The sequence below is a fragment of the Micromonospora sp. WMMD1155 genome (genome assembly GCF_029581275.1).
GTDB lineage: Bacteria > Actinomycetota > Actinomycetes > Mycobacteriales > Micromonosporaceae > Micromonospora.
The window spans coordinates 6,715,679-6,740,111 of sequence record NZ_CP120742.1 but is presented as its reverse complement, the minus strand read 5'-3'; the positions used below and the strand labels follow the sequence as shown (position 1 = coordinate 6,740,111).

Here is a 24,433-nt window from a genome sequence, read left to right as displayed (position 1 = left end):
GATCGACGTCAGCCCTCGGAGTAGGCGCCCTCGCGACGCGGGATCTCGTCGTCGTACGCCCCGACCGGCCCGCTGTAGCGGACCTTGCCCTGCGGGTACGGCCAGGCGTTGGCGGTGCAGCCGTGCAGGCCCAGCGTCTGTTGCTGCATCACCGGTGCGGGTCGGCCCCGCCGAGGGCACCGTTCGTGCCCGAATCCCAGCTTGTGCCCCACCTCGTGGTTGACCATGTACTCCCGATAGGTGGTCAGGTCGGCCCCGTACCCGGGCACGCCCTTGACCCAACGCGCCACGTTGAGCACCACCCGGCCGCCGTTGCGGCACGAGGTGTATCCCTCCGGCTGGTCCTGGCAGAGGGTGTCACGGGTGCCGGGGGTGGCCAGGTAGATGGTGAAGTCGGTCGGGTCGTCGGCTCCCACCCGGCGCAGCCGCCACGCCCCGGCGGCCGTCCAACCGCGTGGGTCGTTCAGGGTCGCGCTGACCGCCGTGGCGATGTCCTCCACCGGCAGCCCCCGGATGTCGCGCTCGACGGCGACCCGGTACCTCATCAGCGTGCCCCGGCCGGTCCGCGCCGGTGCCGTCTCGGCGGACGCCGTCACCCAGCGGTTCCCGCCGGAGGCGGGGTAGCTGACCGGGACGACCGGCAGGGAACTGGGCACCACGGCGGCGACCTCGGTCGGCCCGTCGGTGGTGGCCGGCGCGAGGTTGCCGCCCGGCGGCGGTCCGGCGGCGACGGGACCGTTCGCAGGCCGCCCGGCGGTCGGCAGTCCGCATCCGGTGAGCAGCGCCACCGCCAGCAGCAGCGTCGCCGAGGCGGAACGCCATCGGTGGGTAACCTTCGTCGACATGTCTCTCCCCTCGCGCAGCGCTCGGCGGCGGCGCGGAGGAGAAGACGGGTGACCGTGGCGAAAAGTTGATGTGACCCACCGCTCAACCTTTCACCGACCTGACCCGTCCATAGCGGTGTGGCACGGAGAGGTTCACGGGTGGCGCGGGGTGACGCGGAGTTCGTCGAGTTCGCGCGGGCGGCGTCCGCGCGACTCGTGCACGCCGCGTTCCTGATGACCGGTGACCACCACCAGGCCGAGGACGCCGCGCAGACCGCCCTGGCCCGCACCTACGCGTCGTGGTCGCGGGTCCACGACGACGACGCCTACGGGTACGCCCGCCGCACCCTGGTCAACCACCTGGTGGACGGGTGGCGGCGGCCGATGCGGGAGTACGCGACCGACGAGGTGCCGGAGCAGCGCCGCGCGGACGTGGCCGACGTGGTCACCACCCGACGCTGGCTGGTCGGCATCCTCAATGCGCTCAGCCCCCGGGAGCGGGCCATCGTCGTGCTGCGCTACTACTTCGACCTACCGGAGGCGCAGGTGGCCCGGGAACTCGCCGTATCCGTGGGCACCGTCAAGAGCACCAGCTCGCGGGCCCTGGAGAAACTACGCGCCGCCGCGCCGCGGCACGCCGACGAGGAGGCGCGCCGATGAACGAGCTGGATCAGCTCCGCCACGCCATGCGGGCGACCGAGCGCCCCGACGCCGTCCTCGACCTGGCCGCCGTGATGCGTGACGGTCGACGGTTGCGTACCCGTCGGCGGGTTGCCGGAGCCGGGGCGGCGACGCTCGCGGCCGGTCTGGCCGTCGTCGTCGTGGTGGCGGCGGACGCGCGGACCGAGGGGCCGCCGACGGCCGATCGTCGCCCGCCGGTCGCCGTCGCCCCGTCACCGGCCGGTGTCTCGCCGTCGGCGCGGTCGTTGGAGCCCACCCCGCCGCCGACGGCAGGCGACGTGCCGTCGCCGAAGCCGCTGGGCCAGGTGATCGACAGCAAGCTGCGGCACGGTGTCGACCAGCGGGTGTTCTACGTCGTGCGGGTGTCCGTGCCGGGCAAGCCGAAGATCACCATCGGGCTGGCCGCCGGTCGCCGCCTCTCGAACGGCATGCTGACCACCGACATCCTGGTCAACGACGTGGAGGGAGCCGACCGTAGCCCCGGTTTCCACCAGATCGGCTACGACGAGCGTTCGTCGATGAACCCGGTGCCCACCTTCGGTTACTTCGTCGGCCCCGCCCACCGCATCATCGGCACCGTGGACGGGCGGCAGGTCGACGCGCGGCTGTCCCGGTGGAGTGTCGACAAGCAGGTGGTGATCTTCTGGTTCGAGCCCACCGCGTTGAGCCCGGGGGAGCGGCTCGACGGCATCATCGCCCGCGACGCCGCCGGCGGGCGGCTCTGACGCCGATGGCCGGTCACCCCGTCGATCAGGCCGGGTCGTCCAGCCGGCGTTCGATGGTCACCGTCGTCCCCTCGACGGTGGACACCAGCCGCACGTCGCCGTAGGCGTTCATCAGCAGTGCGCCGCGGCCCCGGTCCATCGCCGGTCGCCGGTCCCGCCAGGTGCCGAAGTCGCGTACCGAGATCCGGACCAGACCCCCACCCGCCTGGACCCGTACCCGCACCTCCGGACGGCTGGGCCGCTGTGCGTGCTCGACGGCGTTGTTCACCGCCTCGGACGCGGCCAGCAGCAGATCCTCCAGCACGTCCGGGTCGACGGCGAGGTCGCCCAGCTTCCGTCGGACGTCCGCGCGCATCGCCGCCGCCGACGTGGGTGCGGACGGATACGTCCAGCCGGCGTCCAGGAGGTCGCCTACGCCGTCCCGGTCGGCCGTGGCGTCCCGCCCGGACGTGTCGACGTCCGGCTTCCCAGCGGCGACGCCGTCCTCCGGCCCCCCGACCTCGGCCGTCGGCTCCTCGACCGTCGTGACCGCGCCGGCCGGTGCCGGAGCGGCGCCGCCCGTCCCCGTGCCGGACCTGTCGTCGCGGTCGCGGGCCCGCCGGAGGGCGGCCCGGATCCGGGCGACCAGCTCGGTCGCGGCGAACGGCTTCACCAGGTAGTCGTCGGCGCCCAGACTCAGGCCCTCCACGCTGGCCTCCCCGCCGGCACGGGCGGACAGCACCAACACCGGCAGCGACCGGGTCGCCGGGTCCGCGCGTAGTCGGCGCAGCAGGTCGAAACCGTCCAGCACCGGCATCATCACGTCGGTGAGGAGCAGGTCGGGCCGGTCGCGGTGGACCTCGTCCAGGGCCTGCCGTCCGTCGGTGACGGCCCGTACCCGCCAGCCCTGCCCGGTCAGCAGTCGGCTGAGGTACGCGCGCATGTCGGTGTTGTCGTCGGCGACCAGGATCCGCGCGCCGGCCAGCCCGTCCACGGCCCGCCCGGAGGCGTTCCCGGGCCCGGTCGGGCTGTCGGTGGCCTCGGCGAGCCAGCCGGCCGCCTCCTCGACGGCGGCGCGGGCCGCGTCACCCCGCCGGTCCACCGGCGGGTCGGTCACCGTGCTGCGGTGTGTCGCCGACCAGGGCAACGCCACGGTGAAGGTGCTGCCGACACCCACCCGGCTGGTGACCCGGACCTCGCCGCCCTCCAGCCGGGCCAACTCGTGCACCAGGGCCAGGCCGATGCCGGTGCCCTCGTGGCTGCGCGCCCGAGCGCCCCGCACCCGGTGGAAGCGTTCGAACAGTTTCGGCAGGTCCTGCTCGGCGATGCCGATGCCGGTGTCGGCGACGGTGAGGCGGATCTCCTCGTCGTCGGCGTCCAGGCTGACCCGGATCCGGCCGATGAACGTGTACTTCAGGGCGTTGGACAGCAGATTGGTGACGACACGCTCCCAGTTGACCGGGTCGATCGTGACCGGCCGGGGCAGCGGAGGGCAGCTGACCTCCAGGGTCAACCCGGCCCGCTCGACGGCGGCCCGGAACACGCCGGCCAGCTCCGCGGTGAGCGCGGCCAGGTCGACCGTCCGGGCGTCGCTGCGCGCGCGACCGGCTTCCAGGCTGGAGAAGGTGAGCAGGCTGTTGACGAGGGTCAGCAGTCGGGCGGCGTTGCGCCACGCGGTCTCGACCCGCTCCCGCTGGACGGGGGGCAGGGGCGCGGTGGCGTCGGTGAGGGCGTCGGCCAGCGGGCCGAGCATCAGGGTCAACGGGGTACGGAACTCGTGGCTGACATTGGCGAAGAAGTCGGTCTTCACCCGGTCCAGCTCGGCCAACGCCTCGATCCGACGCCGTTCCTCCTCGTGCTCCTGGGCGGTGCGCAACGCCAGGGACGCCTGTTGCGCCAGGAGTTGGTGGAACGACAGGTACGCCTCGTCGAGCCGTCGGCTGGGGCTGACCCCGGAGAGCAGGACGCCGAACGGGTGGTCCTCGTCGCCGGAGGGCAGCGGTAGCGCCAACGCGGTGTGGACCGGGTCGTCCCACGCGCCGGCGGGCAGGGTCATCCGGTCGGCGACGTCGGGCACCTGGGTCGGACGCCCCTCGGCGGCCTCCGGCAATCCCCAGGCGTGGGCGACCGGGCCCGGGTCGACCAGGTCGACGGTGTCCGGTAGCGCCTTCTGGTCGGCACCGGTGCCGGCGACGAGCCGCAGCGACGCGCCGTCGCGCAGGTAGATGGTGGCGAACGGGACGTCCAGCGGGTGCGCGCCGATCGCGTCGACCAGCCGGGCTCCGGTGGCGTCCACGTCGACTGTGCGACCGTCACCGAGAACGGACAGGTCGCGCAGCAGCCGCAGCCGACGTTCGCCGACCACCTGCTCGGTGACCTCGCTGCACACCGTGAACACGCCGACGGTGCGGCCGTCGTCGTCGCGGGCCGGGGCGTGCGAGACGCTGAAGTACGCCTCCTCGCGGTACCCGGCCCGCTCCAGCAGCAGCCGCAGGGCGGGGACCCAGCTGGCCACCCCGGTCGTCATGGCCTGCTGGATCAGCGGGGCGAGCACGTCCCAGCCCTCGGCCAGGGTCACCCGCACGTCGTTGCCGAGCGCGTCGGGATGCTTGTCGCCGATCAGCGTGGAGTAGGCGTCGTTGTAGAGCTGGGAGAACTCCTCGCCCCAGAGCAGCAGCATGGGGTAGCGGGAGGAGAGGACCAGCCGGACCGCGGCCCGCAGGCTCTGCGGCCACCCGTCGACCGCGCCGAGCGGCGTACGGGCCCAGTCCAGCTCGGCCATCAGCCGACCGGTCTCGCCGCCGCCGCTGAACAGGTCGGTGCTGGGTCGTGTCACGCTCGACCCGGCTTCATCGCAAGCCCCCGTTCCGGGCCCGACGACCCCTGCTGGCGTTACCTACCCATCCTGGCACCTCTACTCACCTGTGCCGACGCCGGTACCCACCGTCGAACCGACCGTGGTTCGGGACGAACGACCGATGCTCCACGTATCGACATCTGTAATTGTCTCGGGTATCCCTTTGACCCCCGAGGAGCCCCCATGAGAGGCAGAACGCTGAGCGCGGGAGTCGCGCTCGCCGTGTTCGCCGGGATGACGGTGACGCCGGCCGCACAGCCGGTGGTCGCGTCACCCACGACCGCGAGGACGTTGGCCCGGCCGATCGCCGCCACCGTCGCCGCGTTGGCCGCACCGGACATTTCGGTCAGCAATGTCCAAGCCCACCTCACCCAGTTCAACACCATCGCCACCAACAACGGCGGTAACCGGCGAGCCGGATCGGCCGGCTACACGGCCTCGCTCACCTACGTCAAGACCAGGCTCCAGGCGGCCGGCTACACGGTCAGTGAGCAGTACTGCTCCAGTTGCCGGTACCCGTCGAACAACCTGATCGCGGAGTGGCCCGGCGGCCCGGCCGACCAGGTGGTCATGTTCGGCGCCCACCTGGACGGCGTCTCGGCCGGTCCCGGCATCAACGACAACGCCACCGGCTCGGCCACCCTGCTGGAGAACGCGCTGGTCCTGGCCGCGCAGAACCCGACGATGACGAAGAAGGTCCGGTTCGCCTGGTGGACCGACGAGGAGCAGGGGCTCAACGGCTCCCGGTTCTACGTCAACTCGCTCAACACCACCCAGCGCGGCTACATCAAGGGCTACTACAACTTCGACATGGTCGGCTCGGTCAACGGCGGCTACTTCATCAACCGGGTCACCTCGACCACGGCGGCGCCGCTGAAGGCGTACTGGGACTCGTTGGGTCTGCAACCCGAGGAGAACGTCGAGGGCCAGGGCCGCTCCGACGACTACTACTTCCAGCAGGCCGGCATCCCCACCTCCGGCTACGCCGCGGGCGCCAGCGCCCGCAAGACCAGCGCCCAGGCGGCCAAGTGGGGCGGCACCGCCAACTCGGCGTACGACCCGTGCTACCACCGGTCCTGCGACACCACGGCCAACGTCAGCGCCACGGTGCTGAACCGGGCGGCCGACGGTGTCGCGTACGCGCTGTGGCAACTCGCCGTCGGCGGCGGCACCCCCACCTGCACCGGCGGTCAGGTGATCGGGAACGGTGGCTTCGAGACCGGCAGCACACCGTGGACCGCGTCCTCCGGGGTGATCACCAATTCCAGCAGTCAACCGGCCCGGACCGGGTCGTACAAGGCGTGGCTGGGCGGCAACGGCACCACCCGCACCGAGAGCCTCACGCAGTCGGTGACGGTGCCGGCCGGCTGCGCCAGCTACACGCTGTCGTTCTGGCTGCACATCGACACCGCCGAGACCACCGGCTCCACGGCGTACGACCGGCTCACGGTGCAGATGGGCTCCACCACGCTGGCGACGTACTCGAATCTGAACGCGGCCGCCGGTTACACCCAGCGCGGCTTCAACGTGGCCGGGTTCGCCGGTCAGACGGTGACGCTGCGGTTCACCGGCACCGAGGACTCGTCGCTGCAGACCAGCTTCGTGGTCGACGACGTGGCGTTGCAGGCGAGCTGACCGGGCGGGCCGCCGCCGGAGACCCGGCGGCGGCCCGTCGCGTCGTCGGTCAGGGGAGCTGGGGGTAGAGCGCGGACACGCCGCCGGCCAGCCCGGCCTGCACCTGGCGGCTGAGGTCGTCGGCGAGGATCTCGTACGCGTCGGCCTCGATGCCGTCCACGCCGATGCGGGCGACCGCCGCCGGGTCGGTCTTCGGGCCGGTGATGTCGGCGGCCATGTCGGTGTCCAGGTAGCCGACGTGCAGGCCCGCGACCCGGACGCCCCGGTCGGCGAGTTGGACGCGCAGCACGTTGGTCATCGCCCACTCGGCGGACTTGGCGGCGCTGTAGGCCGGGTGGGTCGTGGATCCGAACCAGGACAGCACGGAGAGCACGTTGAGGATCGTCCCGCCGCCGTTGCCGGCGATCACCGGCGCGAACGCGCGGACCGTCGACAGGGTGCCGATGTAGTGGGTCTCCAGCTCCAGCCGGACGAGGTCCAGGTCGCCGTCGAGGAGGTCGGTCCGGGTGTCGATGCCCGCGTTGTTGACCAGCAGGTTCACGCCGCCGGCCAGCTCGGCGGCGGCCGCCACCGAGGCGGGGTCGGTGATGTCCAGGCGAACCGGCGTCACGCCCGGTAGGTCGACGCTGTCGGGGTTGCGGGCGCCCGCGTAGACGGTGGCGCCCCGGGCGAGGAGCTCGGCGGCCAGGTGGCGGCCGAGGCCACGGTTGGCGCCGGTGACGAGGGCGGTGCTTCCGGAGATCTTCATGGGCGTCACGCTATCCCACCTGACTTCTGCAAACCAAAGTCAGCTATGTCACACGGGCGACCCGCTCGATCGGGAATGCGACCCGGACGCGGCAGCACCCCGCCCGGTGACGGCTCGTATCCTGTCCGCGAAACCCCGCACGAGCCGAGATGGGAGACGGTGTGAGCAACCAGGCCGAAACGTTGGAGTTCCAGGCCGAGGCGCGTCAGCTCCTCCAGTTGGTGGTCCACTCGATCTATTCGAACAAGGACGTCTTCCTACGGGAACTCATCTCCAACGCCTCCGACGCCCTGGACAAGCTGCGACTCGCCACGCTCGTCGACAAGGACCTCGTCGCCGACACCGACGACCTGCACGTGACGCTCGAGGTCGACAGGGACGCCCGTACCCTCACCGTGCGGGACAACGGCATCGGGATGACCCGCGACGAGGTCGTCGCGCTGATCGGCACCATCGCCAAGTCGGGCACCGCCGAGCTGCTTCGCCAACTACGCGAGTCCGCCGACGCCCGCGCCTCGCAGGACCTGATCGGTCAGTTCGGCGTCGGCTTCTACGCCGCGTTCATGGTCGCCGACCGGGTCACCCTGGTCAGCCGCAAGGCCGGCGAGACCGGCGGCACCCGCTGGGAGTCCACCGGCGAGGGCACGTACACCATCGAGGCGGTCGACGAGGCGCCGCAGGGCACCGCCGTGACCCTGCACCTCAAGCCGGCCGACACCGAGGACAACCTGCACGACTACACCGCCGAGTGGACCGTCCGCGACATCGTCAAGCGATACTCCGACTTCATCGCCTGGCCGATCCGGATGACCGTCGAACGCCCCGGCGCCGACGGCGAGGCCGCCACCAGCGAGGTGCAGACCCTCAACTCCATGAAGGCGCTCTGGGCGCGGCCCCGCGACGAGGTCGACGCCGCCGAGTACAACGAGTTCTACAAGCACGTCAGCCACGACTGGGCCGACCCGCTCGAGGTCGTGCACATGAAGGGCGAGGGCACCTTCGAGTACGAGGCGCTGCTGTTCCTGCCCAGCCACGCCCCATTGGACCTGTTCTCCCCGCAGGGTCGCCGAGGCGTCCAGCTCTACGTCAAGCGCGTCTTCATCATGGACGACTGCGAGGCGCTCGTCCCGACCTACCTGCGCTTCGTCAAGGGCGTGGTCGACGCGCACGACCTGTCGCTGAACATCTCCCGGGAGATCCTCCAGCAGGACCGGCAGATCCAGATCGTCCGCCGCCGCCTGGTCAAGAAGATCCTCGCCACGGTGAAGGACCTGAAGGCCAACCACGCCGAGCGCTACCGCACCTTCTGGACCGAGTTCGGCGCGGTCGTCAAGGAAGGGCTGATCGACGACACCGACAACCGCGACACCCTGCTGGAACTCCTCTCCGTCGCCTCCACCCACGACGCGACCGAGCCCACCGACCTGGCCGGTTACGTCTCGCGGATGAAGGACGGCCAGAGCGACATCTGGTACGCCACCGGCGAGTCCCGGGCCGCCATCGAGAACTCGCCGCACCTGGAGGCGTTCCGGGCCAAGGGTCACGAGGTGCTGCTCCTGACCGACCAGGTCGACGAGGTGTGGGTCGAGCGGGTCGGCGCGTACGACGGCAAGACGCTGCGCTCGATCGCCAAGGGCGAGATCGACCTGGACACCGACGAGGAGAAGCAGCAGGCCGAGGCCGAGCGCGAGCAGCAGCGGCAGGAGTTCGCCAACCTGCTCGACTGGCTGGGCACGACGCTGACCGACAGCGTCCGGGAGGTGCGTCTGTCGTCCCGACTGACCACCTCACCGGCCTGCGTCGTCGGCGACGCCCACGACCTCACGCCGACGCTGGAGAAGATGTACCGCGCGATGGGGCACGAGGTGCCCCCGACCAAGCGGATCCTGGAGATCAACCCCGGTCACCCGCTGGTCTCCGGGCTGCGCAAGGCCCACGAGCAGGGGAGCGACCCGGCAGCGCTGACCGAGACCGCGGAGCTGCTCTACGGTCTGGCGGTGCTCGCCGAGGGCGGTGAGCTGACCGACCCGGCCCGCTTCACCCGCACGCTCGCCGACCGGCTGGCGCGCACCCTGTAGGCGGTCGACCCGTCCGGCCGGCGGGCCACCCGACCAGGGGGCCCGCCGGCCGGTTCGGCGTACGACGTCGAGCTGCGATCACCGACGGACACGTCGAGTCGCTCAACGCGTTCGTGTGTGCGGTGCTGGTCAGCCCGAGTGGCCGGACCTGCCGCGAGTCACGCCGCCGAGGCGGACGCCCGCGGCGCGCGACGCGAGGCCGCCGGTCCGGCGTTGCGACCCCAGCGGGAGGCCGGCGTCGCCTCCGTGCCGGCGTCGAGGCCGTCGATCGTCATCTCGACGGGTTCCGCCGCCCCGCGCGACAGTCGCAGCGAGTGCTCGGCGCCCTGCCGGGCGGCGCACGGCCACGCCTGCCCCGCGCACTGGAGGTTGTGGCAGTGACCCTCGTCGTCCGGCTCGTGGGCGTCCAGCACGTCGATCGCCAGTTGCCAGAGCAGCGGGTCGGTCACGTCGTGCGGTCGCTCGGCGCTGCGGCTCGGTCGGTTGCTGGTGTCGTCGGACATCGTGGGTCCCCCCTTGTCAGGCTGTACCCCTCAAGGGTCACCCGTCAGCCGTCGGCTAAACCGCCGACCTGCTGTGATGTGTCTCCGGTCGCAACTCGTCGCACGGACGCCGCACGCAGATCGGTCAATCCGGCAGGAGTGGCATCTCGACGCCGGGCTCCCGACCGAGTAACACCGCACGGGTGAGCGCCGCCGAGCCGAACCGGTCGCGGACCGCGTCGACCGCGGCGTCCAACTCCGCACCCGGGTCGCGGTGGAACGGCAGCTCCGGCTGCACCGGGCTGTCGTCCAGATTGCCCACCGAGACGCCGATCAGCGTGACACCACGACTGTCGATCTCGGGCTGGGCCGCGCGCAGCAACGCGCGTGCGGCGGCGAGCAGCGGGGTCGTGTCCGCTGTCGCCTTGCCGATGGTGTGCGAGCGGGTCGCCCGGCTGTAGTCGCCGAAACGCAACCGCAGCACCACGGTGCGACCGGACCGCCCGGCGGCCCGCATCCGGCGGGTGACCCGGTCGACCAGCCCGGCGAGGATGGCGTCCAGTTCCGTCGGGGCGTGCGGGGTACGGCTCAGCGCGTGCTGAGCGCCCATCGACGCCCGTCGGCGGCCGACCTGCACCGCGCGTGGGTCACGGTTGTGAGCCAGGGCGTGCAGGTGCCGGCCGGCGCCGGACCCGAGCAGCGACACGAGTGTCGCCTCGCCGAGCCGTGCCACCTCGCCGACGGTACGGATCCGGTGTTCCCGCAGCTTCGCGGAGGTGACCGGGCCGACGCCCCACAACCGCTCGACCGGCAGCGGATGCAGGAACGCCGTCTCGGCGTCGGGTGCGACCACCAGGAGCCCGTCCGGCTTGGCCACCCCGCTGGCCACCTTCGCCAGGAACTTCGTGCGGGCCACACCCACCGTGATCGGTAGGTGGACCCGTTCCCGAACCTCCCGACGCAGCCGCGCGGCGATGTCGGCCGGTGGGCCGACCAGCCGCCGCAGGCCACCCACGTCGAGGAACGCCTCGTCGATGGAGAGCCCCTCGACCAGCGGAGTGGTCTGCCGGAAGATCTCGAAGACCGCGCGGCTCGCCGCCGTGTACGCCGACATCCGCGGCGGCACCACGATCGCGTCCGGACACAGCCGGCGCGCCTGCCGGCCGCCCATCGCGCTGCGGACACCCCGCGCCTTCGCCTCGTAACTGGCCGCGAGGACCACACCTCCGCCGACGATCACCGGCCGCCCGCGCAGGCGTGGGTCGTCGCGCTGCTCGACCGACGCGTAGAAGGCGTCCAGGTCGGCGTGCAGGATGCTGGCGCCGGGCGACACGTACACATGTTCGCACGGCGCTCGACGATCGCCGCGGTGACCTGGGCGTACGCCCGGTCAGTCGAGGCAGAACTCGTTGCCCTCCGGGTCGGCCATGATGAGATGACCGGCACCCAGTGGGGGAGCGGGCTCGTGGCGGCTGAGCCGGGTGGCACCGTGCGCGGCGAGCCGCTCGGCCTCCTTCTCCAGCGCCGCCATCCGCTCGTCACCCTCCAGCCCGGGTGCGGCCCGCACATCGAGGTGTACGCGATTCTTGACCCGCTTGGGCTCGGGGACCCGCTGGAAGAACAGCCGTGGCCGCGAGCCCTCGGGGTCGACCACCGCCGACGCGTCGTTGCGGCGCTCCGGCGGCACCCCCAGCGCGTCGAGCGCGTCCTCCCAGGACTCGAAGTCCCCGGGCGGACCCTGCACCCGGTAGCCCAGGGCCTCGGCCCAGAAGGCCGCCAACGCGGCGGGGTCGGCACAGTCGACGGTGATCTGCACGTCGCGGACCATGTCGGCTCCCTGTCTCGTGATCTCCTCGGTCATGGGCCCAGCCTCCCGTAGATAGCGGACAGAATCGTTCCGCATCCCGTGCAACGATCGGCACGTGACTGTCGAGGCGACGACCGAGCGGGTGCTGCGGTTGCTGGCACTGCTCCAACGGCGGCCGTCCTGGACGGCTGCGGACCTCGCCGCCGAGCTGGGTGTCACCGACCGTTGCGTCCGCCGTGACGTGCAACGACTACGGACGCTCGGTTACCCGGTGCACGCGGTCCCCGGGGTCGGTGGTGGTTACCAGCTCGGTGCGGGCACCCGCCTGCCGCCGTTGCTCCTCGACGACGAGGAGGCGATCGCGACGGCGGTGTCCCTGCGCCTCGCCTCGGGCGGCACGATCGCCGGCGCGGGCGAGGCGGCTCTGCGGGCCCTCACGAAACTCGATCAGGTCATGCCGGCGCGGCTGCGCGCCGAGGTGCGGGCGGTGCACGGCGCGACCGAGACGCTCGTGGGACCGGTGGCCGAGATCGATGCCGAGGTGCTGGTGACACTGGCCCGGGCCTGTCGCGACGCCGTGCGGGTGCGATTCACCTACGTGGCGCGCGACGGTGGGCAGCACGAGCGGACCGTCGAGCCGGTCCGGATGGTCACGACGGGTCGCCGCTGGTATCTGATGGCCTGGGATGTCGACCGTCACGACTGGCGGACGTTCCGCCTGGACCGGATGGGTGCCGCGACCGCGACGACCTGGCGCTTCCGGGCGCGCGAGCACCCGGATCCGGTCGCCTTCGTGCAGCGGGCCGTGACCGGGGCGGCGTACCGGTATCTCGCCCGGGTCCGTGTGCGCGCCACGGCCGACCAGGTGCGGGAGCTGGTGCCGCCGCAGGTGGGACGGGTGGAGGACGACAGCGACGGGTGGTGTCTGCTGATCATCGGCGGGGAGCGCCTGGACTGGCTCGCCGCGCACCTCGCCCGCCTCAGTTACCAGGTGGAGGTGCTGGAGCCGGCGGAGCTGCGCGACGCCGCCGCCCTGCTCGCCCGACGCCTGACCGCGATGGCCGGCGCCGCGTCGACGGGCAGCGCGTAGCGACGTTCACAGGTCGTCGAACGGGCGGGCGTAGCGGAACTCGCCCCGGATCGAGTCGCGCCACGCGGCCATCCGACGGGCCATGAAGTACTGCGGCCCCCACGGCTGCGGCGGGGTGACGCCCAGGTCGACGGCGGGCCCGAACCCGAAGCGCGGGTAGTAGTCGGGATGCCCGAGCAGCACCACGAGCGGCTCGTCCCGCGCGTCGGCCGCGCCGAGCACCGCGTGCATCAGCGCGCTGCCGACGCCGCGCCGTTGCCGGTCGGGCAGCACGCCGAGCGGCCCCAGGCCCAACGCCACCGGCTCGCCGCCCACCAGGCCGCGGGTGGCCACCACGTGACCCACCACCTGGCCGTCCGAATCGACGGCCACCAGGGAGTACGCGGGCAGCCAGCCCTCGTCGGCGCGCAGCGCGTCGACCAGTGTCGCCTCCACCGGTACACGGCTGCCGTCGCCGTCGCTGTTCCCGTCGCCGGTCTTGGCGAACGCGGCGGCGTGCACCGCCCGGATCGCGTCGACGTCGGCGGGTGTCTCGCGTCTGATCAGCACCGCGCCACGATACGGCTCCACCGGCCGGGCCTCCACGCGTTTATCGCACCGGATGACGGCGACGCGCTCACCTTCGTCCTGCCGGCGCCAGGTGCTCGGCGGGCATGTCGCCGAAAGGGCCTATACCTGTGAGTCATAAATATGACTCACAGGTATAGGCGTCATCAGGGATATGCCCGGGCTGAGTCAGCCCGGCCGGAGCCGGTGCCGGAATCAGCCCACGGCGGTGGCCGAGGGTGGGGCGCTGCCGCCCTGCGGTGCCTCCGGCGTCATCAGTCGCACGATCTCCGCCTGGTCGGCTGCCGAGGGCAGACCCCAGTGCCGCTGGTAGCCGTACACCTCGTGCAGGGGGGTGGAGCCGGTGCGGCCGTCCAGGATCTCCACGGCGTCGGTGTCGATCAGGCCGGGATGTTCGACGCCGCAGGCCTCGGCGACCTTGGTCAGGTCGCGGCGCAAAGTCCGGAGGTAGTTGGCCGCCCGGACCGACTTCAACGACGGGTCCAGGCCCCGGGCGAGCCACGCGTTCTGGGTGGCGACGCCGGTGGGGCAGGTGTCGGTGTGGCACTTCTGGGCCTGGATGCAGCCGATGGAGAGCATCGCCTCCCGGCCGACGTTGACCATGTCGCAGCCGAGCGCGAAGGCGACGACGGCGTTGTCCGGCAGGCCGAGCTTGCCGCCGCCGACGAAGACCACCTGTTCGTGCAGGTCATGCTCGGCGAAGATCTTGTACACCCGGGTGAAGCCCTGCTGGAACGGGAGTGACACGGAGTCGGTGAAGATCAGCGGCGCCGCACCGGTGCCGCCCTCGCCACCGTCGATCGTCACGAAGTCCACGCCGCGGCCGGTGTCGCGCATCAGCGTGGCCAACTCCTGCCAGAAGCCCAGGTCGCCGACCGCCGACTTGATGCCGACCGGCAGGCCCGTCTCGGCGGCCAACAACTCGACCCAGTCGAGGAGACTGTCGCAGTCGGAGAACTCGGCGTGCCGCGACGGGCTCACGCAGTCCTGTCCGGCCGGGATGCCGCGGGTGGCGGCGATCTCGGCGGAGACCTTCGCCCCGGGCAGCAGACCGCCGAGGCTCGGCTTCGCGCCCTGGCTGAGCTTGATCTCCAACGCCTTCACCGGTGCGCCGGCAACCAGGTCCTTCAGGCGGTCCAGACTGAACCGGCCGTGCTCGTCGCGGCAACCGAAGTACGCCGTCCCGAGTTGGAAGACCAGGTCACCGCCGTTTCGGTGGTACGGCGACAGGCCGCCCTCGCCGGTGTTCTGGAAGCAGCCGGCGAGCGCCGCCCCCTTGTTCAGCGCGGCGATGGCGTTGCCGGAGAGCGAGCCGAAGCTCATCCCGGAGATGTTCACCACCGACTCCGGGCGGAACGCGTGGGCCCGTCCCCGGGCGGCGCCGAGCACCTTCGCGCAGGGCAGCCGTACGTCGTGCCCGGCGGTCGGTGTCGACGGCGGCACGGCCCGGCCGAACGTGCGGTGCTTGATGATCGGATACCCGGGGGTGTACTCGATGTCGTTGTCGGTGCCGAAGCCGAAGTAGTTGTTCTGCTGCTTCGCCGACGCGTACACCCAGCGGCGCTGGTCGCGGGTGAACGGCCGCTCCTCGTTGTTACCGGCCACGATGTACTGCCGAAGCTCCGGCCCGATCGCCTCCAACAGGTAGCGGGCGCGCCCGAGCACCGGGAAGTTGCGCAGCAACGCGTGGTCGCGCTGGATCAGGTCCCGCGCGGCGAGTGCGGCGACGGCAGCGGCGGCGGCGGGTACGGCTCGACGGGCCCATGTCATGCCCGGCTGTCTTTCCGTCCGCGTGTCGGCCCAAACCGACCGGCGGTGCGTTCGCGCTGGTGACCGGTCCGGCGGTGATGCGGGTCGGACCCGCACCACCGCCTCGGGCTCACCGGTGCCGGTAGGACTGGCGAACCGACCCGCCGACGATCGTGCACCACGTGCTCGTGCTGACCTTGCCGTTGCGGGGCAGCCCGTGCAGCGCCTGCAGGTCCTGCACAGCGGCCCGGGTGGCGTGGTCGTACGCCCCGGTGACGGTGACCGCGTACCCCTTGGTGGCGAGCATCTCCTGCACGGCCGCGACCGGCGCGCCGGTGGCGTGCTGGTCCAACTCCGGCGCCAGGGTCTCCCAGGTCGGCGGGGTGAGGGTGGCGTCCACGTCCACCGGGATGCCGTGGCGGGCCTGCCAGTCCTGCACGGCCGCCACGGTGGCGGTGTCGAACGTGCCGCTGACCGTCACCGCGTAGCCCCGGTGGGCGAGCAGGTGCTGCACGACCCGGACCGAGGGGGAGTTGACGAAGCGCCACAGGTCCGGCCAGCGGCGCGCCGGCACGTCGCCCAGCTTGGTGCCGAGGGCGGCGTGCACCCGCCGGCGCAGCTCCGGGAACTGCCGGTAGAAGGCGGCACCCGGGCACTCGGTGGTGCGGAAGTCCCAGTGGCCGAAGATGTCGTACGCGTGCAGCCCGTACTGTCGGCAGATCGCGACGCAGAGCTTGACCAGGGAGTCGGTCAGTGCCTTCGGCGGCGTCTCGGTGACGTAGGTGCCCTCGTTCTCGATGCCGATTGCCCGACCGTTCTCGCCCGGGCAGTGCGCCGAGATCATCTGGCGGTCGCCGGCTTCGAGTCGCTCCAGGCTGCCCCGGCGGCCCTCCAGCACGTAGCCGCCGCGGCTCACCGTGAAGTGCTGGCCGGTGTCCGACCAGCCGTTGCCGTCCATGTGCAGGTCCTGGCAGTCGTGGGCCAGCTTGACGGCCTGCTCGCGGGAGTAGTCCGTGACGTTCGGGAACGCCATGTGATGCACGATGATCTTGTTGGTGGCGATGGCGCTGACCGACAGCGGGTCCTTCGGCGGGCGAGCGGCCCACTCGTCGCAGCTGATGATCCAGTCCAGGTCGGTGCCGGGGGCTGCCTGCGCCGAGGCGGGGAACGCGAGTTCGCTCCCGACGACGGCGACGGTGGCGGCGCCGAGACCGGCCCGCAGCAGCGTCCGGCGATCCAGTTCGGAATGGTCGACGTGCATGACATCTCCTCCTGCGGCCGACGGCGGGGGGATGAAAAGTAGCTCCAGTGGCCGCACGCGCTTCGGAGAATATTGCCAAGACTCGTCCGCGCGCTAGACCCCGCGCAACCAGGCCGGCGTTTCCTCGCCGGCCGACCGGGGTAGGTCGGGAGCCGACCGTTCCGGCTGTCCCGTGAGGAATGACCAGATGAGTGACAACGTCAGCGACGCGGTGGGTGACGCCCTCCGCTCGGTGATGCTCTTCCTGCCCAAGGCCGTCGCATTCGTGGCGATCCTGGTGGCCGGATGGCTGATCGCCAAGGCCGCGCTGAAGATCGTGGAGAAGGTCCTGGAGCGGGTGGGCTTCGACCGCGCCGTCGAACGCGGCGGCGTCCGCCGGGCGTTGAGTCGCTCCCGGTACGACGCCAGCGACATCGTCGCGAAGCTCGTTTACTACGCGCTGCTGCTGTTCACCCTTCAGCTCGCCTTCGGCATCTGGGGGCCCAACCCGATCTCCGACCTGCTCGGCGCGGTGATCGCGTGGCTGCCCCGCGCCTTCGTCGCGATCGTCATCGTCGTGGTGTCCGCCGCCATCGCCAGCGCGGTGAAGGACATCATCAGCGGCGCGCTCGGCGGCCTGTCGTACGGCCGGGTGCTGGCCACCACCGCCTCGGTGTTCATCCTCGGCCTCGGCGTCATCGCCGCGCTGAACCAGATCGGTGTCGCCACCGCGGTCACCACTCCCGTCCTGATCGCCGTGCTGGCCACGATCGGCGGCATCCTCGTCGTCGGGGTCGGCGGTGGCCTCGTCCGTCCGATGCAGAGCCGGTGGGAGGGGTGGCTGACCCGCGCGGAGCAGGAGTCGCAGCTGATCGCCGAGCACGCCCGCGCCTACCGGGCCGGTCGCCGGGACGCCGAGGCCGAGGCCGAGCTGGCCCGCGCGGCGGCTGTCCCCGCCACGCCGGACGCCGAGCCGGCGCGGCCATCCTTCGTCGCCACCGACGCGGATACCACCCAGGTGGTGGCCGCCCGGTCGGCCGATCCGGAGGCCACCCAGGTGGTGACCCGACCGTCCGACCCGGAGGCCACCCAGGTCGTGACCCGACCGTCCGATTCAGAGGCCACCCAGGTCGTGACCCGACCGTCCGGTGCCGATACGAACCAGGCGGTGAGCGGTGGCGACGCCGACGCGACCCAGGTGGTACGTGCCGGGGACGACGCCGACACGACGCAGGTGGTGCGTGCCGGGGGCACGGTGCCCGGCCCGCGTACCAGCGACGACAGCGAGGCGACCACGGTCCTCCCGCCGGTCGACCCGAAGCGGCGCTGACCGGCACGTCACCGGCGGGGTGGGGTCCTTCGGGATCCCACCCCGCCGCCCGCTGTCCGGCGCGCCGAAAGCGCTGGCGAGCACGATCAGGACGCGGCTAGCATCCCGGCATGACCTGGCGACATTGATCCAGCCGCTCAAGCCGACCCCGTGGGCCACCACGGGCACCACACGTCCGGTGTCCGTCTCCACTCCCACGGGAAGGCCCCCATGCGTCAACTCGCCCCGCGCGTGCCCGACCCGGCGGTCCGCCGCCTGACCACCACCCTCTACGGGTACGCGTTCCTCAGCGACCTCGTCCTGCTCTACCCGCTGTACGTGGTGTTCTTCGCCGACACCGGGCTGTCGGTCGGGCAGATCTCGTCGCTCTTCGTCATCTGGTCGGCCGCCGGCATCCTGTTCGAGGTGCCGTCCGGCGCGTGGGCCGACGTGGTCTCCCGCCGACTGCTGGTGTGCCTCGCCCCGCTGCTGAGCGCCGCCGGGTTCGCGCTCTGGGTGCTGGCGCCGTCGTACCCGGTGTTCGCGGTCGGCTTCCTGCTCTGGGGTGCCGCGGGAGCGTTGGTCTCCGGCGCGTTGGAGGCGTTGGTCTGGACCGAACTGGACCGGCTCGGCGCCGCCGACAGGTACGCCCGGGTGCTCGGACGCTCCCGGACGGCGGGCGTGCTGGGTGTGGTGGTGTCCGGGGTGCTCGCCGGCCCGGTGCTCGTCGTCGGCGGCTACCCGCTGGTGGGCGCGGCGAGCGTGGTCGCCTGCCTGCTCGCCGTCGCGGTCGCCGCCCGGTTCCCGGAGCACCGCCCGGCGTCCGTCAGGGGCGACGCGGCCGGGCCGGACGCCGCCGCCGACCCGGACGGCGATGACGACCTGGGGTGGTGGGACACGTTGCGGGCGGGGGTGGCCGAGGTCCGCACCCGTCCACCGGTACGGGCCGCCGTCCTGCTGGTCGCCGTGGTCGCGGCGGACTGGGGTGCCCTGGACGAGTACACCCCGCTGCTGGCACTGGACACCGGTGTCGGCGCGCAGGCCGTGCCGTTGCTGCTCCTGCTGCTCTGGGCCGGGGTGACCGTCGGCGGGCTACTCGCCCCGGTGGGGGAGCGGTGGGGCGGCCGGGGCTACGCCGCGCTGCTGGGCCTGGTGGGTGTCGGGCTGGCCGGGGGTGCTCTGCTCCGACACCCGACGGGGTTCGCGTTGCTCGCTGTCGCGTTCGGGGCGGCCCAGCTGGCCACCGTGCTGGCCGACGCGCGGCTCCAGGCGCGGATCAGCGGCGGCAGCCGGGCCACCGTCACGTCACTGGCGGGGATGGCCACCGACGTGCTGATCATCGTGACGTACGCCGGTTACGGTCTGCTCGCCACGGCGGTCGGCAACGCGGTGGCCTTCGCGGTGACGGCCGGGCCGTACCTCGTGGTGGCGGTGGTCCTGCTCGCCCGCGGTCGGCGAGCCGGGGCGGTGCCCCGCGACGCCGTCTCGTCGGCGAACGGTCAGGGCTGGTCACCGTCGAGGTAGACCCATCGGCCGTCCTCGCGGACGAACCGGCTGTGCTCGGTCAGGGTGCCGGGTCGCCCGGCGCCGCGGTAGTGCGCGTGGAAGGTGACGGTGCCGGCGGTGTCGAGCAGGCCGCCCCGCTCGGTGCCGACGATCTCCAGTCGGGTCCACCGCTGCCCCGGGTCCAGCTCCAGCGACGCGGGCCGGGTCGAGGAGTGCCAGCTGCGCAGCAGGTAGCCGGTGTCGCCGAGGGCGAAGGCACTGAACCGGGAACGCATCAACGCCTCGGCCGTCGCCGCCGGCCGCTCGCCGCCGTGCGCCGGTGCGCAGCAGTCCGCGTACGCCTGCCCGGAGCCGCACGGGCAGGCCCGTCCCGTCATCGTGTCCGCCCGTCGGCGTGCCCTACCCACCTCGCCATCCTGCCGTACCGGCCGCACCGCCCGACGGTGACCCGGGCCGGTTGACGATCGTCCCTAGACTCGCGGCATGACACGATCGCCCGCCGTGCCGCTCGCCCCGAACGTCTGGCGCATCCCCACCCAGGGGCGCTCGGCAGTCAACTCGTACGCGTTCGTCGACGGCGACGGCAGCGTCACGCTGATCGACTGCGGGCTGACCAAGGCGCCGGCCCGGATCGTGCGCGGGCTGGCGGCGATCGGCAAGGTGCCGGCCGACGTCACCCGGATCGTGCTCACCCACGCACACCCCGACCACGCGGGCGGCGCGGCGGAGATGTCGCGGCGCACGGGTGCCCCGGTGGCGGCGCACGTTGGCGACGTTCCGTACGCCGAGGAGGGCCGCTCCCCGGTCAGCGACCCGACGGTGACCGGTGGTCGGCTCTTCGCCCGGTTCAACAAAGGGCGGTTCCCGGCGGTGCGGGTGGCGCAGCCGCTGGCCGACGGCGACGTGCTCGACGTCGGCGGGGGCCTGCGGGTGGTGCACACTCCCGGCCACTCTCCGGGTCACGTGTCGTTGCTGCACGAGCCGACCCGACTGTTGATCACCGGGGACGCGCTGTTCAACATTCTCGGCGTCCGCTACTCGCCGAAGGTGCTGTGCAGCAACTTCACGATGACCCAGCAGACCGCCCACGTGTTCGGCGAGTTGGAGTACGACCTCGCGGCCTTCACCCACGGTCCGGAGCTGACCGACAACCCCCGTGACCGCATTCGCGCCTTCCTCTCCGCGCACCGCTGAAACGAGCGGCCTCACAGCCAGCCGGAGCGGCGAGGGCTCGGGACGTCGCCCTCGACCCGGCCGAGCAGTCGACGGGCCAGGGCGCGTACGCCTCGACCGGCCCGGTCCCGTACCGCTCGCTGGTCCACCGTGTGCCTCCCCGTCGCCGACGCACCGCCTCGATCAGGGATGGTGCCACCGCATTCTGCCGAGCACGATCCGGCGTCCGACAGCGGGGCGCGGCTCAGGCGGTGCGGGTGGCGAAGACGACCACGTTGTCGACGTAGTTGCCGGTGGTGGCGTCGAACCGGCCGCCGCAGGTGATCAGGCGCAGTCCGGCGACGTCCGCCGGGCCGTAGACCAGCGCGGTCGGGAAGCGGTCCTTGGGGTACGCCCGCACGTCGTCGACGGTGAACGTGGCGACCTGCGCGTCGGCGCGGGTGACCTGGATCTGCTCGCCGGCACGGAGCCGCCCGAGGTCGAAGAAGACCGCCGGCCCGGCCGGTGAGTCGACGTGGCCGACCAGGACCGCGTTGCCGGTCTCGCCGGGGCTCACCCCGTGCCGGTACCAGCCGGCGAGGGTGGGCCGATCCAGCGGCGGCACCTCCAGCACCCCGGCGGCGTCGGCACCGACCGGGACGACCTCCGCGCGTACACCGATGGTGGTGATCTGCACCCGGACCGGCGCGGCGCGGTGGAGCGGCACCAGGTCGGGTGCCGGTTCGGTACGCCTCGGCGCGTCGGCCGGTGGTCGGGGCGGCGCGGCCGGGTCGGCGGTGAGGCCCACCGTGATCAGCCCCAGCCCGCTCACGGCGAGCAGGGCGACCACCGCCGGCAGGGTCCGCCGCGACCACACGTGGGCACCTCCGTAGGGGTCGTCGGGATGCCCGCGCCGGTGTCACCGGCGCGGGCACCCGTCCTCAGGGATGGAACAGCCGCCGGTCAGGCGACAGTGGACACCGGGCGACGCCGGCGGATCAGGATCACCGCGCCGGCCAGGGCGGTGCCGAGAAGCGTGCCTCCGGCGGCCAGAGCGCCGTTGTCGCGGCTGTCGCCGCCGGAGCCGGCGGGCGCGCCGCCGATCGGGGTGACGGTGAACGTCGCGCTGCCTGCCGAACTGCCGTCGCCGCAGGTCGCCGTCACCGTGTACGTGCCCAGGGTGAACCCGGCGGTGAAGAGTTCGGCGCTCAGTCCGCCGCCGGCGGCGGCCGTCGTGGACCTGACGTTCTGGTCACGGTTCGGGCCGGTGACCCGGAACAGGGCGTCACCCGACTTCGGGTTGCAGGTCGTCGCGGTGAGCACGACGGTCCCTCCGACCGGGGTGGTGGCCGGTGACACCGTGGTGTCGGCCAGTGCGGCGCCTGGCAGCAGGAGTGTGCCGAGGCCCACGCCGAGCGCCGCCGAGCAGAGTGCTGTTGAGACCTTCATACGCGTCTTCCCTCACTTTTCGTCCGCTGACTGCGTGGGACGTCGTTCGGGTGGCCAACTCCGTGACTAGCACCGGTGTGCCCAACACTAGGTGGGTTGGGCCCACGATCAGGTGAAAATGAGAATTCCTCGTTGCCGTCACGTGTCCACCCGAAGGCGGGGAGAGCTGCGGGCTGTCGCGGCTGGGCCGATGGCGAGGTATCTACAGAAATACGCCGGCTGGGCGTCCGGTCAGCCGGACGGGGTCGGCTCGGGCATCGGTTCGCCGGTCTCGAGGAGGGTCTTGAGGCCGGCCAGCAGCTCCGGCCAGCCTCCGCTGCCGTCGAGCTGGCCGCTGATCGCCCGGTGCATCTCGCTGTCCGGGGAGAAGTCGTCATGGATCACGGTCAACCGGACGGCCGCCGGGCCGTGCGGCTCGATCTCGAACGTCACCGTCGACCGGCGCTCGCCGAGTCGGGCGGCCAGCTCCTCGTCGGACCAGCCGAAATGCTCGGCGTGCTCGGGTTGGAAGCCGTGCCAGCTGTAGGAGAGCAGGCGGTACGGCTCCGCGGCCAGCACCCGTTGGCCGAGGTCGCGGGGCTCGTCCCCGGGCGCGTCCTGCCACAGCACCGGCGAGCCGACCTGCCAGTCGGACACCAGCGCGACCCCACCCCAGTAGCGACGGGTGAACGCCGGTTCGGTGAGCGCGGCCCACAGCCGCTCTGGGGTGGTGGTGACGTACGTCGTGTAGGCGAAGGTCGGGCTCTCCATGGGCTGTCGCTCCAATGCGCTGGTCAGGTCGGCGAGGGCGGCGGCGCGCTCGCGGTCGTAGCGGCTGAGCCACCGGTCGGCGATGGCGTTGATCGGGGCGGCGTTGAGGTAGTGCACCTTCTCCCGGCCCCGCCGCACGCTCGTGACGAGATCGGCCGCCTCCAGGATCGAGAGGTGCTTGCTGACGGCCTGCCGGGTCGTCGCCAGTCCGTCGCACAGCTCCCGCAGGGTCTGGCCGTTGCGCGCGTTGAGCCGGTCCAGGAGTCGGCGCCTGCTCGGGTCGGCCAGTGCTCGGAACACCTCGTCCACTGACCCTCCCAACAGGCAACCGTCTGGTTGCCAATGACGATAGGCAACCGGATGGTTGCTCGTCAAGCGTCGCACCGCGCGCCGGCCGGAGCGGCGTGACCGGCCGCGCGTCGGTGTGGCAGCGTGGGGCGGGTGACCGAATCCGCGCCGCTGGACGTCGACCTCGCACTGCTCGGCGGTGGCGGAGCGGCGTCCCTGCTGCTCGCCGCGCTGGACCGGCACGGCGTCCACGACCTGCGCATCGCCGTCGTCGACCCGGTCCGCCGACGCGGTCAGGACCGCACCTGGGCGTTCTGGGGCCACCCGGGCACCGACCTCGACCCGTTGCTCAGCGCGAGCTGGCAGCAGGTCGAGGTGGCGACCGCGGCGCGACGCCGCGTCCTGGACCTTACCCCCCTGCGGTACGCCATGCTCCGCTCCGGCCCGGTCTACGACCGGGCTGCCGCAGCCGAACGCCGGCTCGACGCCACCCGGATCGTCGCGCCCGCCGACACGGTGACCGACGACGGCACACGGGTGCGGGTACGAACCGGCGACGGGCAGACCGTACGGGCCGGATGGGTGCTCGACTCACGGCCCCGCCCACCGGTGCGCGCCGGGCGGACCACCTGGCTGCAGCACTTCCGCGGCTGGTGGCTGGAGGCCGACCGTCCCGTCTTCGACCCGGCCCGCGCGGTACTGATGGACTTCCGCACCCCGCAACCGCCCCGGGGTGTCTCCTTCGGGTACGTACTGCCGGTGAGCGACCGCTACGCCCTGGTCGAGTACACCGAATTCTCGCCCGACCTGCTCACCGACGCCGGGTACGACGCGGCGCTGGCCGGCTACCGGGACCTGCTCGGGCTGGACCCGGCCGGACTGCGGGTACGCGAGGTGGAGAACGGGGTGATCCCGATGACCGACGCGCCGTTTCCGGCCCGGCCCTCGCCCCGGGTGATCCGACTCGGTACGGCCGGCGGCGCGACCCGACCCTCCACCGGCTTCACCTTCTCCGCCATGTACCGCCAGGCCGACCAGGTGGCCCGCGCCCTCGCGGCGGGGCGACCGCCGGTGCCCCAGGCGGCGTACCCCCGTCGACACCGCTGGATGGACGCGGTGGCGCTGCGGGCGCTGGACCGGGGCGGCGTCGGCGGCCCGGACTTCTTCGACCGGCTCTTCGACCGCAACCCCGCCGAGCGGGTGCTGCGCTTCCTCGACGGGGCGACCACACCGGCCGAGGAGGTCGCCATCATGAACTCCACCCGGCTGTTGCCGATGATCGCCGCCACCGCGGGCGACGCGGCGCACCGCGTCCGCGACCGGCTGCGGCCCACCCGACCCGCCCCGGCCGTCCCGCCCGCCGTGGTCGGCGCGGAGCCCGGCGCTTAGCGGGCTGCGCACCCACCGCAGCTCGGTGCACCCCACCGGCCGGCAGCGCGGGCGCAGCGGAAGACGCTCGCCATCAGCGTTGGCTGACTGCGGTGTCGATGTGCTGGTGGGCGCATCCGCCCTCACGG

At 72.4% G+C, this 24,433-nt stretch carries 22 protein-coding genes; 9 read left to right on the top strand and 13 right to left on the bottom strand.

The window, feature by feature from the left end:
• Positions 1-8: 8 nt before the first annotated feature.
• The gene (locus O7617_RS30860) at positions 9-845 is read right to left on the bottom strand and encodes a DUF3152 domain-containing protein (protein WP_282259968.1); all 837 of its coding nucleotides are present in this window, start codon (positions 843-845) and stop codon (positions 9-11) included.
• Between the two features lie 138 nt (positions 846-983).
• On the opposite strand from O7617_RS30860, the gene O7617_RS30855 reads away from it, so the two are divergent.
• Positions 984-1,484 carry a SigE family RNA polymerase sigma factor gene (locus O7617_RS30855; protein WP_282259959.1) on the top strand — a complete coding sequence of 167 codons (501 nt, stop codon included), beginning with the start codon at positions 984-986 and terminating at the stop codon, positions 1,482-1,484.
• A complete protein-coding gene (locus tag O7617_RS30850) occupies positions 1,481-2,230 on the top strand; it encodes a hypothetical protein (protein ID WP_282259957.1) in 750 nt (249 codons plus the stop codon). The genes O7617_RS30855 and O7617_RS30850 overlap by 4 nt, the downstream gene beginning before the upstream one ends.
• A gap of 25 nt (positions 2,231-2,255) precedes the next feature.
• On the opposite strand, the gene O7617_RS30845 is transcribed toward O7617_RS30850, so the two are convergent.
• Positions 2,256-5,045 (bottom strand): ATP-binding protein, encoded by a 2,790-nt coding sequence (locus tag O7617_RS30845; RefSeq protein WP_282259955.1) that lies wholly within the window; start codon positions 5,043-5,045, stop codon positions 2,256-2,258.
• Between the two features lie 204 nt (positions 5,046-5,249).
• Here O7617_RS30845 and O7617_RS30840 point away from each other — a divergent pair, with 204 nt between their 5' ends.
• Complete coding sequence (locus tag O7617_RS30840) at positions 5,250-6,701, top strand: M28 family peptidase (protein ID WP_282259953.1); 1,452 nt, start codon at positions 5,250-5,252, stop codon at positions 6,699-6,701.
• Positions 6,702-6,750: 49 nt separating this feature from the next.
• Here the strand turns inward: O7617_RS30840 and O7617_RS30835 are convergent, their stop codons facing one another.
• Complete coding sequence (locus tag O7617_RS30835; protein ID WP_282259952.1) at positions 6,751-7,449, bottom strand: SDR family oxidoreductase; 699 nt, start codon at positions 7,447-7,449, stop codon at positions 6,751-6,753.
• 149 nt (positions 7,450-7,598) lie between these two features.
• Between O7617_RS30835 and htpG the strand changes: the two genes are divergently transcribed.
• The gene (gene htpG / locus O7617_RS30830; protein WP_282259951.1) at positions 7,599-9,527 is read left to right on the top strand and encodes a molecular chaperone HtpG; all 1,929 of its coding nucleotides are present in this window, start codon (positions 7,599-7,601) and stop codon (positions 9,525-9,527) included.
• A gap of 158 nt (positions 9,528-9,685) precedes the next feature.
• Here htpG and O7617_RS30825 read toward each other — a convergent pair whose 3' ends face one another.
• The 3 genes from O7617_RS30825 to O7617_RS30815 all read right to left on the bottom strand — a co-directional run bounded on the left by O7617_RS30825 (position 9,686) and on the right by O7617_RS30815 (position 11,837).
• Positions 9,686-10,030: a hypothetical protein gene (locus tag O7617_RS30825; protein ID WP_282259950.1), complete on the bottom strand. Its 345-nt coding sequence runs from the start codon at positions 10,028-10,030 to the stop codon at positions 9,686-9,688.
• Positions 10,031-10,154: 124 nt separating this feature from the next.
• Positions 10,155-11,342 (bottom strand): DNA polymerase IV, encoded by a 1,188-nt coding sequence (gene dinB, locus O7617_RS30820; protein WP_282259948.1) that lies wholly within the window; start codon positions 11,340-11,342, stop codon positions 10,155-10,157.
• Positions 11,343-11,399: 57 nt separating this feature from the next.
• On the bottom strand, positions 11,400-11,837 hold the full coding sequence (locus O7617_RS30815) for a VOC family protein (RefSeq protein WP_282264919.1): 438 nt from the start codon (positions 11,835-11,837) through the stop codon (positions 11,400-11,402).
• 94 nt (positions 11,838-11,931) lie between these two features.
• Here O7617_RS30815 and O7617_RS30810 point away from each other — a divergent pair, with 94 nt between their 5' ends.
• Entirely contained in the window at positions 11,932-12,906 is a 975-nt protein-coding gene (locus tag O7617_RS30810) for a YafY family protein (RefSeq protein ID WP_282259946.1), read from the top strand.
• A 6-nt stretch (positions 12,907-12,912) separates the two neighbouring features.
• On the opposite strand, the gene O7617_RS30805 is transcribed toward O7617_RS30810, so the two are convergent.
• From O7617_RS30805 to O7617_RS30795, 3 genes are all read right to left on the bottom strand, one after another.
• Positions 12,913-13,455 carry an N-acetyltransferase gene (locus O7617_RS30805; RefSeq protein ID WP_282259944.1) on the bottom strand — a complete coding sequence of 181 codons (543 nt, stop codon included), beginning with the start codon at positions 13,453-13,455 and terminating at the stop codon, positions 12,913-12,915.
• Between the two features lie 213 nt (positions 13,456-13,668).
• Positions 13,669-15,243 (bottom strand): FMN-binding glutamate synthase family protein, encoded by a 1,575-nt coding sequence (locus O7617_RS30800; protein ID WP_282259943.1) that lies wholly within the window; start codon positions 15,241-15,243, stop codon positions 13,669-13,671.
• Positions 15,244-15,352: 109 nt separating this feature from the next.
• Complete coding sequence (locus O7617_RS30795; RefSeq protein ID WP_282259941.1) at positions 15,353-16,483, bottom strand: N-acetylmuramoyl-L-alanine amidase; 1,131 nt, start codon at positions 16,481-16,483, stop codon at positions 15,353-15,355.
• 187 nt (positions 16,484-16,670) lie between these two features.
• On the opposite strand from O7617_RS30795, the gene O7617_RS30790 reads away from it, so the two are divergent.
• Both O7617_RS30790 and O7617_RS30785 read left to right on the top strand, forming a co-directional pair.
• Positions 16,671-17,792 carry a hypothetical protein gene (locus O7617_RS30790; RefSeq protein ID WP_282259939.1) on the top strand — a complete coding sequence of 374 codons (1,122 nt, stop codon included), beginning with the start codon at positions 16,671-16,673 and terminating at the stop codon, positions 17,790-17,792.
• A 210-nt stretch (positions 17,793-18,002) separates the two neighbouring features.
• Positions 18,003-19,295: an MFS transporter gene (locus tag O7617_RS30785; protein ID WP_282259937.1), complete on the top strand. Its 1,293-nt coding sequence runs from the start codon at positions 18,003-18,005 to the stop codon at positions 19,293-19,295.
• Here O7617_RS30785 and O7617_RS30780 read toward each other — a convergent pair.
• Positions 19,271-19,654, bottom strand: coding sequence for a YchJ family protein (locus O7617_RS30780; RefSeq protein ID WP_282264918.1), 384 nt, complete (start codon positions 19,652-19,654; stop codon positions 19,271-19,273). The genes O7617_RS30785 and O7617_RS30780 overlap by 25 nt on opposite strands.
• A 106-nt stretch (positions 19,655-19,760) precedes the next feature.
• Between O7617_RS30780 and O7617_RS30775 the strand changes: the two genes are divergently transcribed.
• The gene (locus tag O7617_RS30775; RefSeq protein WP_282259935.1) at positions 19,761-20,471 is read left to right on the top strand and encodes an MBL fold metallo-hydrolase; all 711 of its coding nucleotides are present in this window, start codon (positions 19,761-19,763) and stop codon (positions 20,469-20,471) included.
• A gap of 223 nt (positions 20,472-20,694) precedes the next feature.
• On the opposite strand, the gene O7617_RS30770 is transcribed toward O7617_RS30775, so the two are convergent.
• From O7617_RS30770 to O7617_RS30760, 3 genes are all read right to left on the bottom strand, one after another.
• Complete coding sequence (locus O7617_RS30770; protein ID WP_282259933.1) at positions 20,695-21,306, bottom strand: class F sortase; 612 nt, start codon at positions 21,304-21,306, stop codon at positions 20,695-20,697.
• An 86-nt stretch (positions 21,307-21,392) separates the two neighbouring features.
• Positions 21,393-21,878, bottom strand: coding sequence for a hypothetical protein (locus tag O7617_RS30765; protein ID WP_282259932.1), 486 nt, complete (start codon positions 21,876-21,878; stop codon positions 21,393-21,395).
• Between the two features lie 231 nt (positions 21,879-22,109).
• Positions 22,110-22,937 carry a metalloregulator ArsR/SmtB family transcription factor gene (locus tag O7617_RS30760; RefSeq protein ID WP_282259931.1) on the bottom strand — a complete coding sequence of 276 codons (828 nt, stop codon included), beginning with the start codon at positions 22,935-22,937 and terminating at the stop codon, positions 22,110-22,112.
• A gap of 132 nt (positions 22,938-23,069) precedes the next feature.
• Between O7617_RS30760 and O7617_RS30755 the strand changes: the two genes are divergently transcribed.
• Positions 23,070-24,305: a lycopene cyclase family protein gene (locus tag O7617_RS30755; RefSeq protein ID WP_282259930.1), complete on the top strand. Its 1,236-nt coding sequence runs from the start codon at positions 23,070-23,072 to the stop codon at positions 24,303-24,305.
• Positions 24,306-24,433 lie beyond the last annotated feature (128 nt).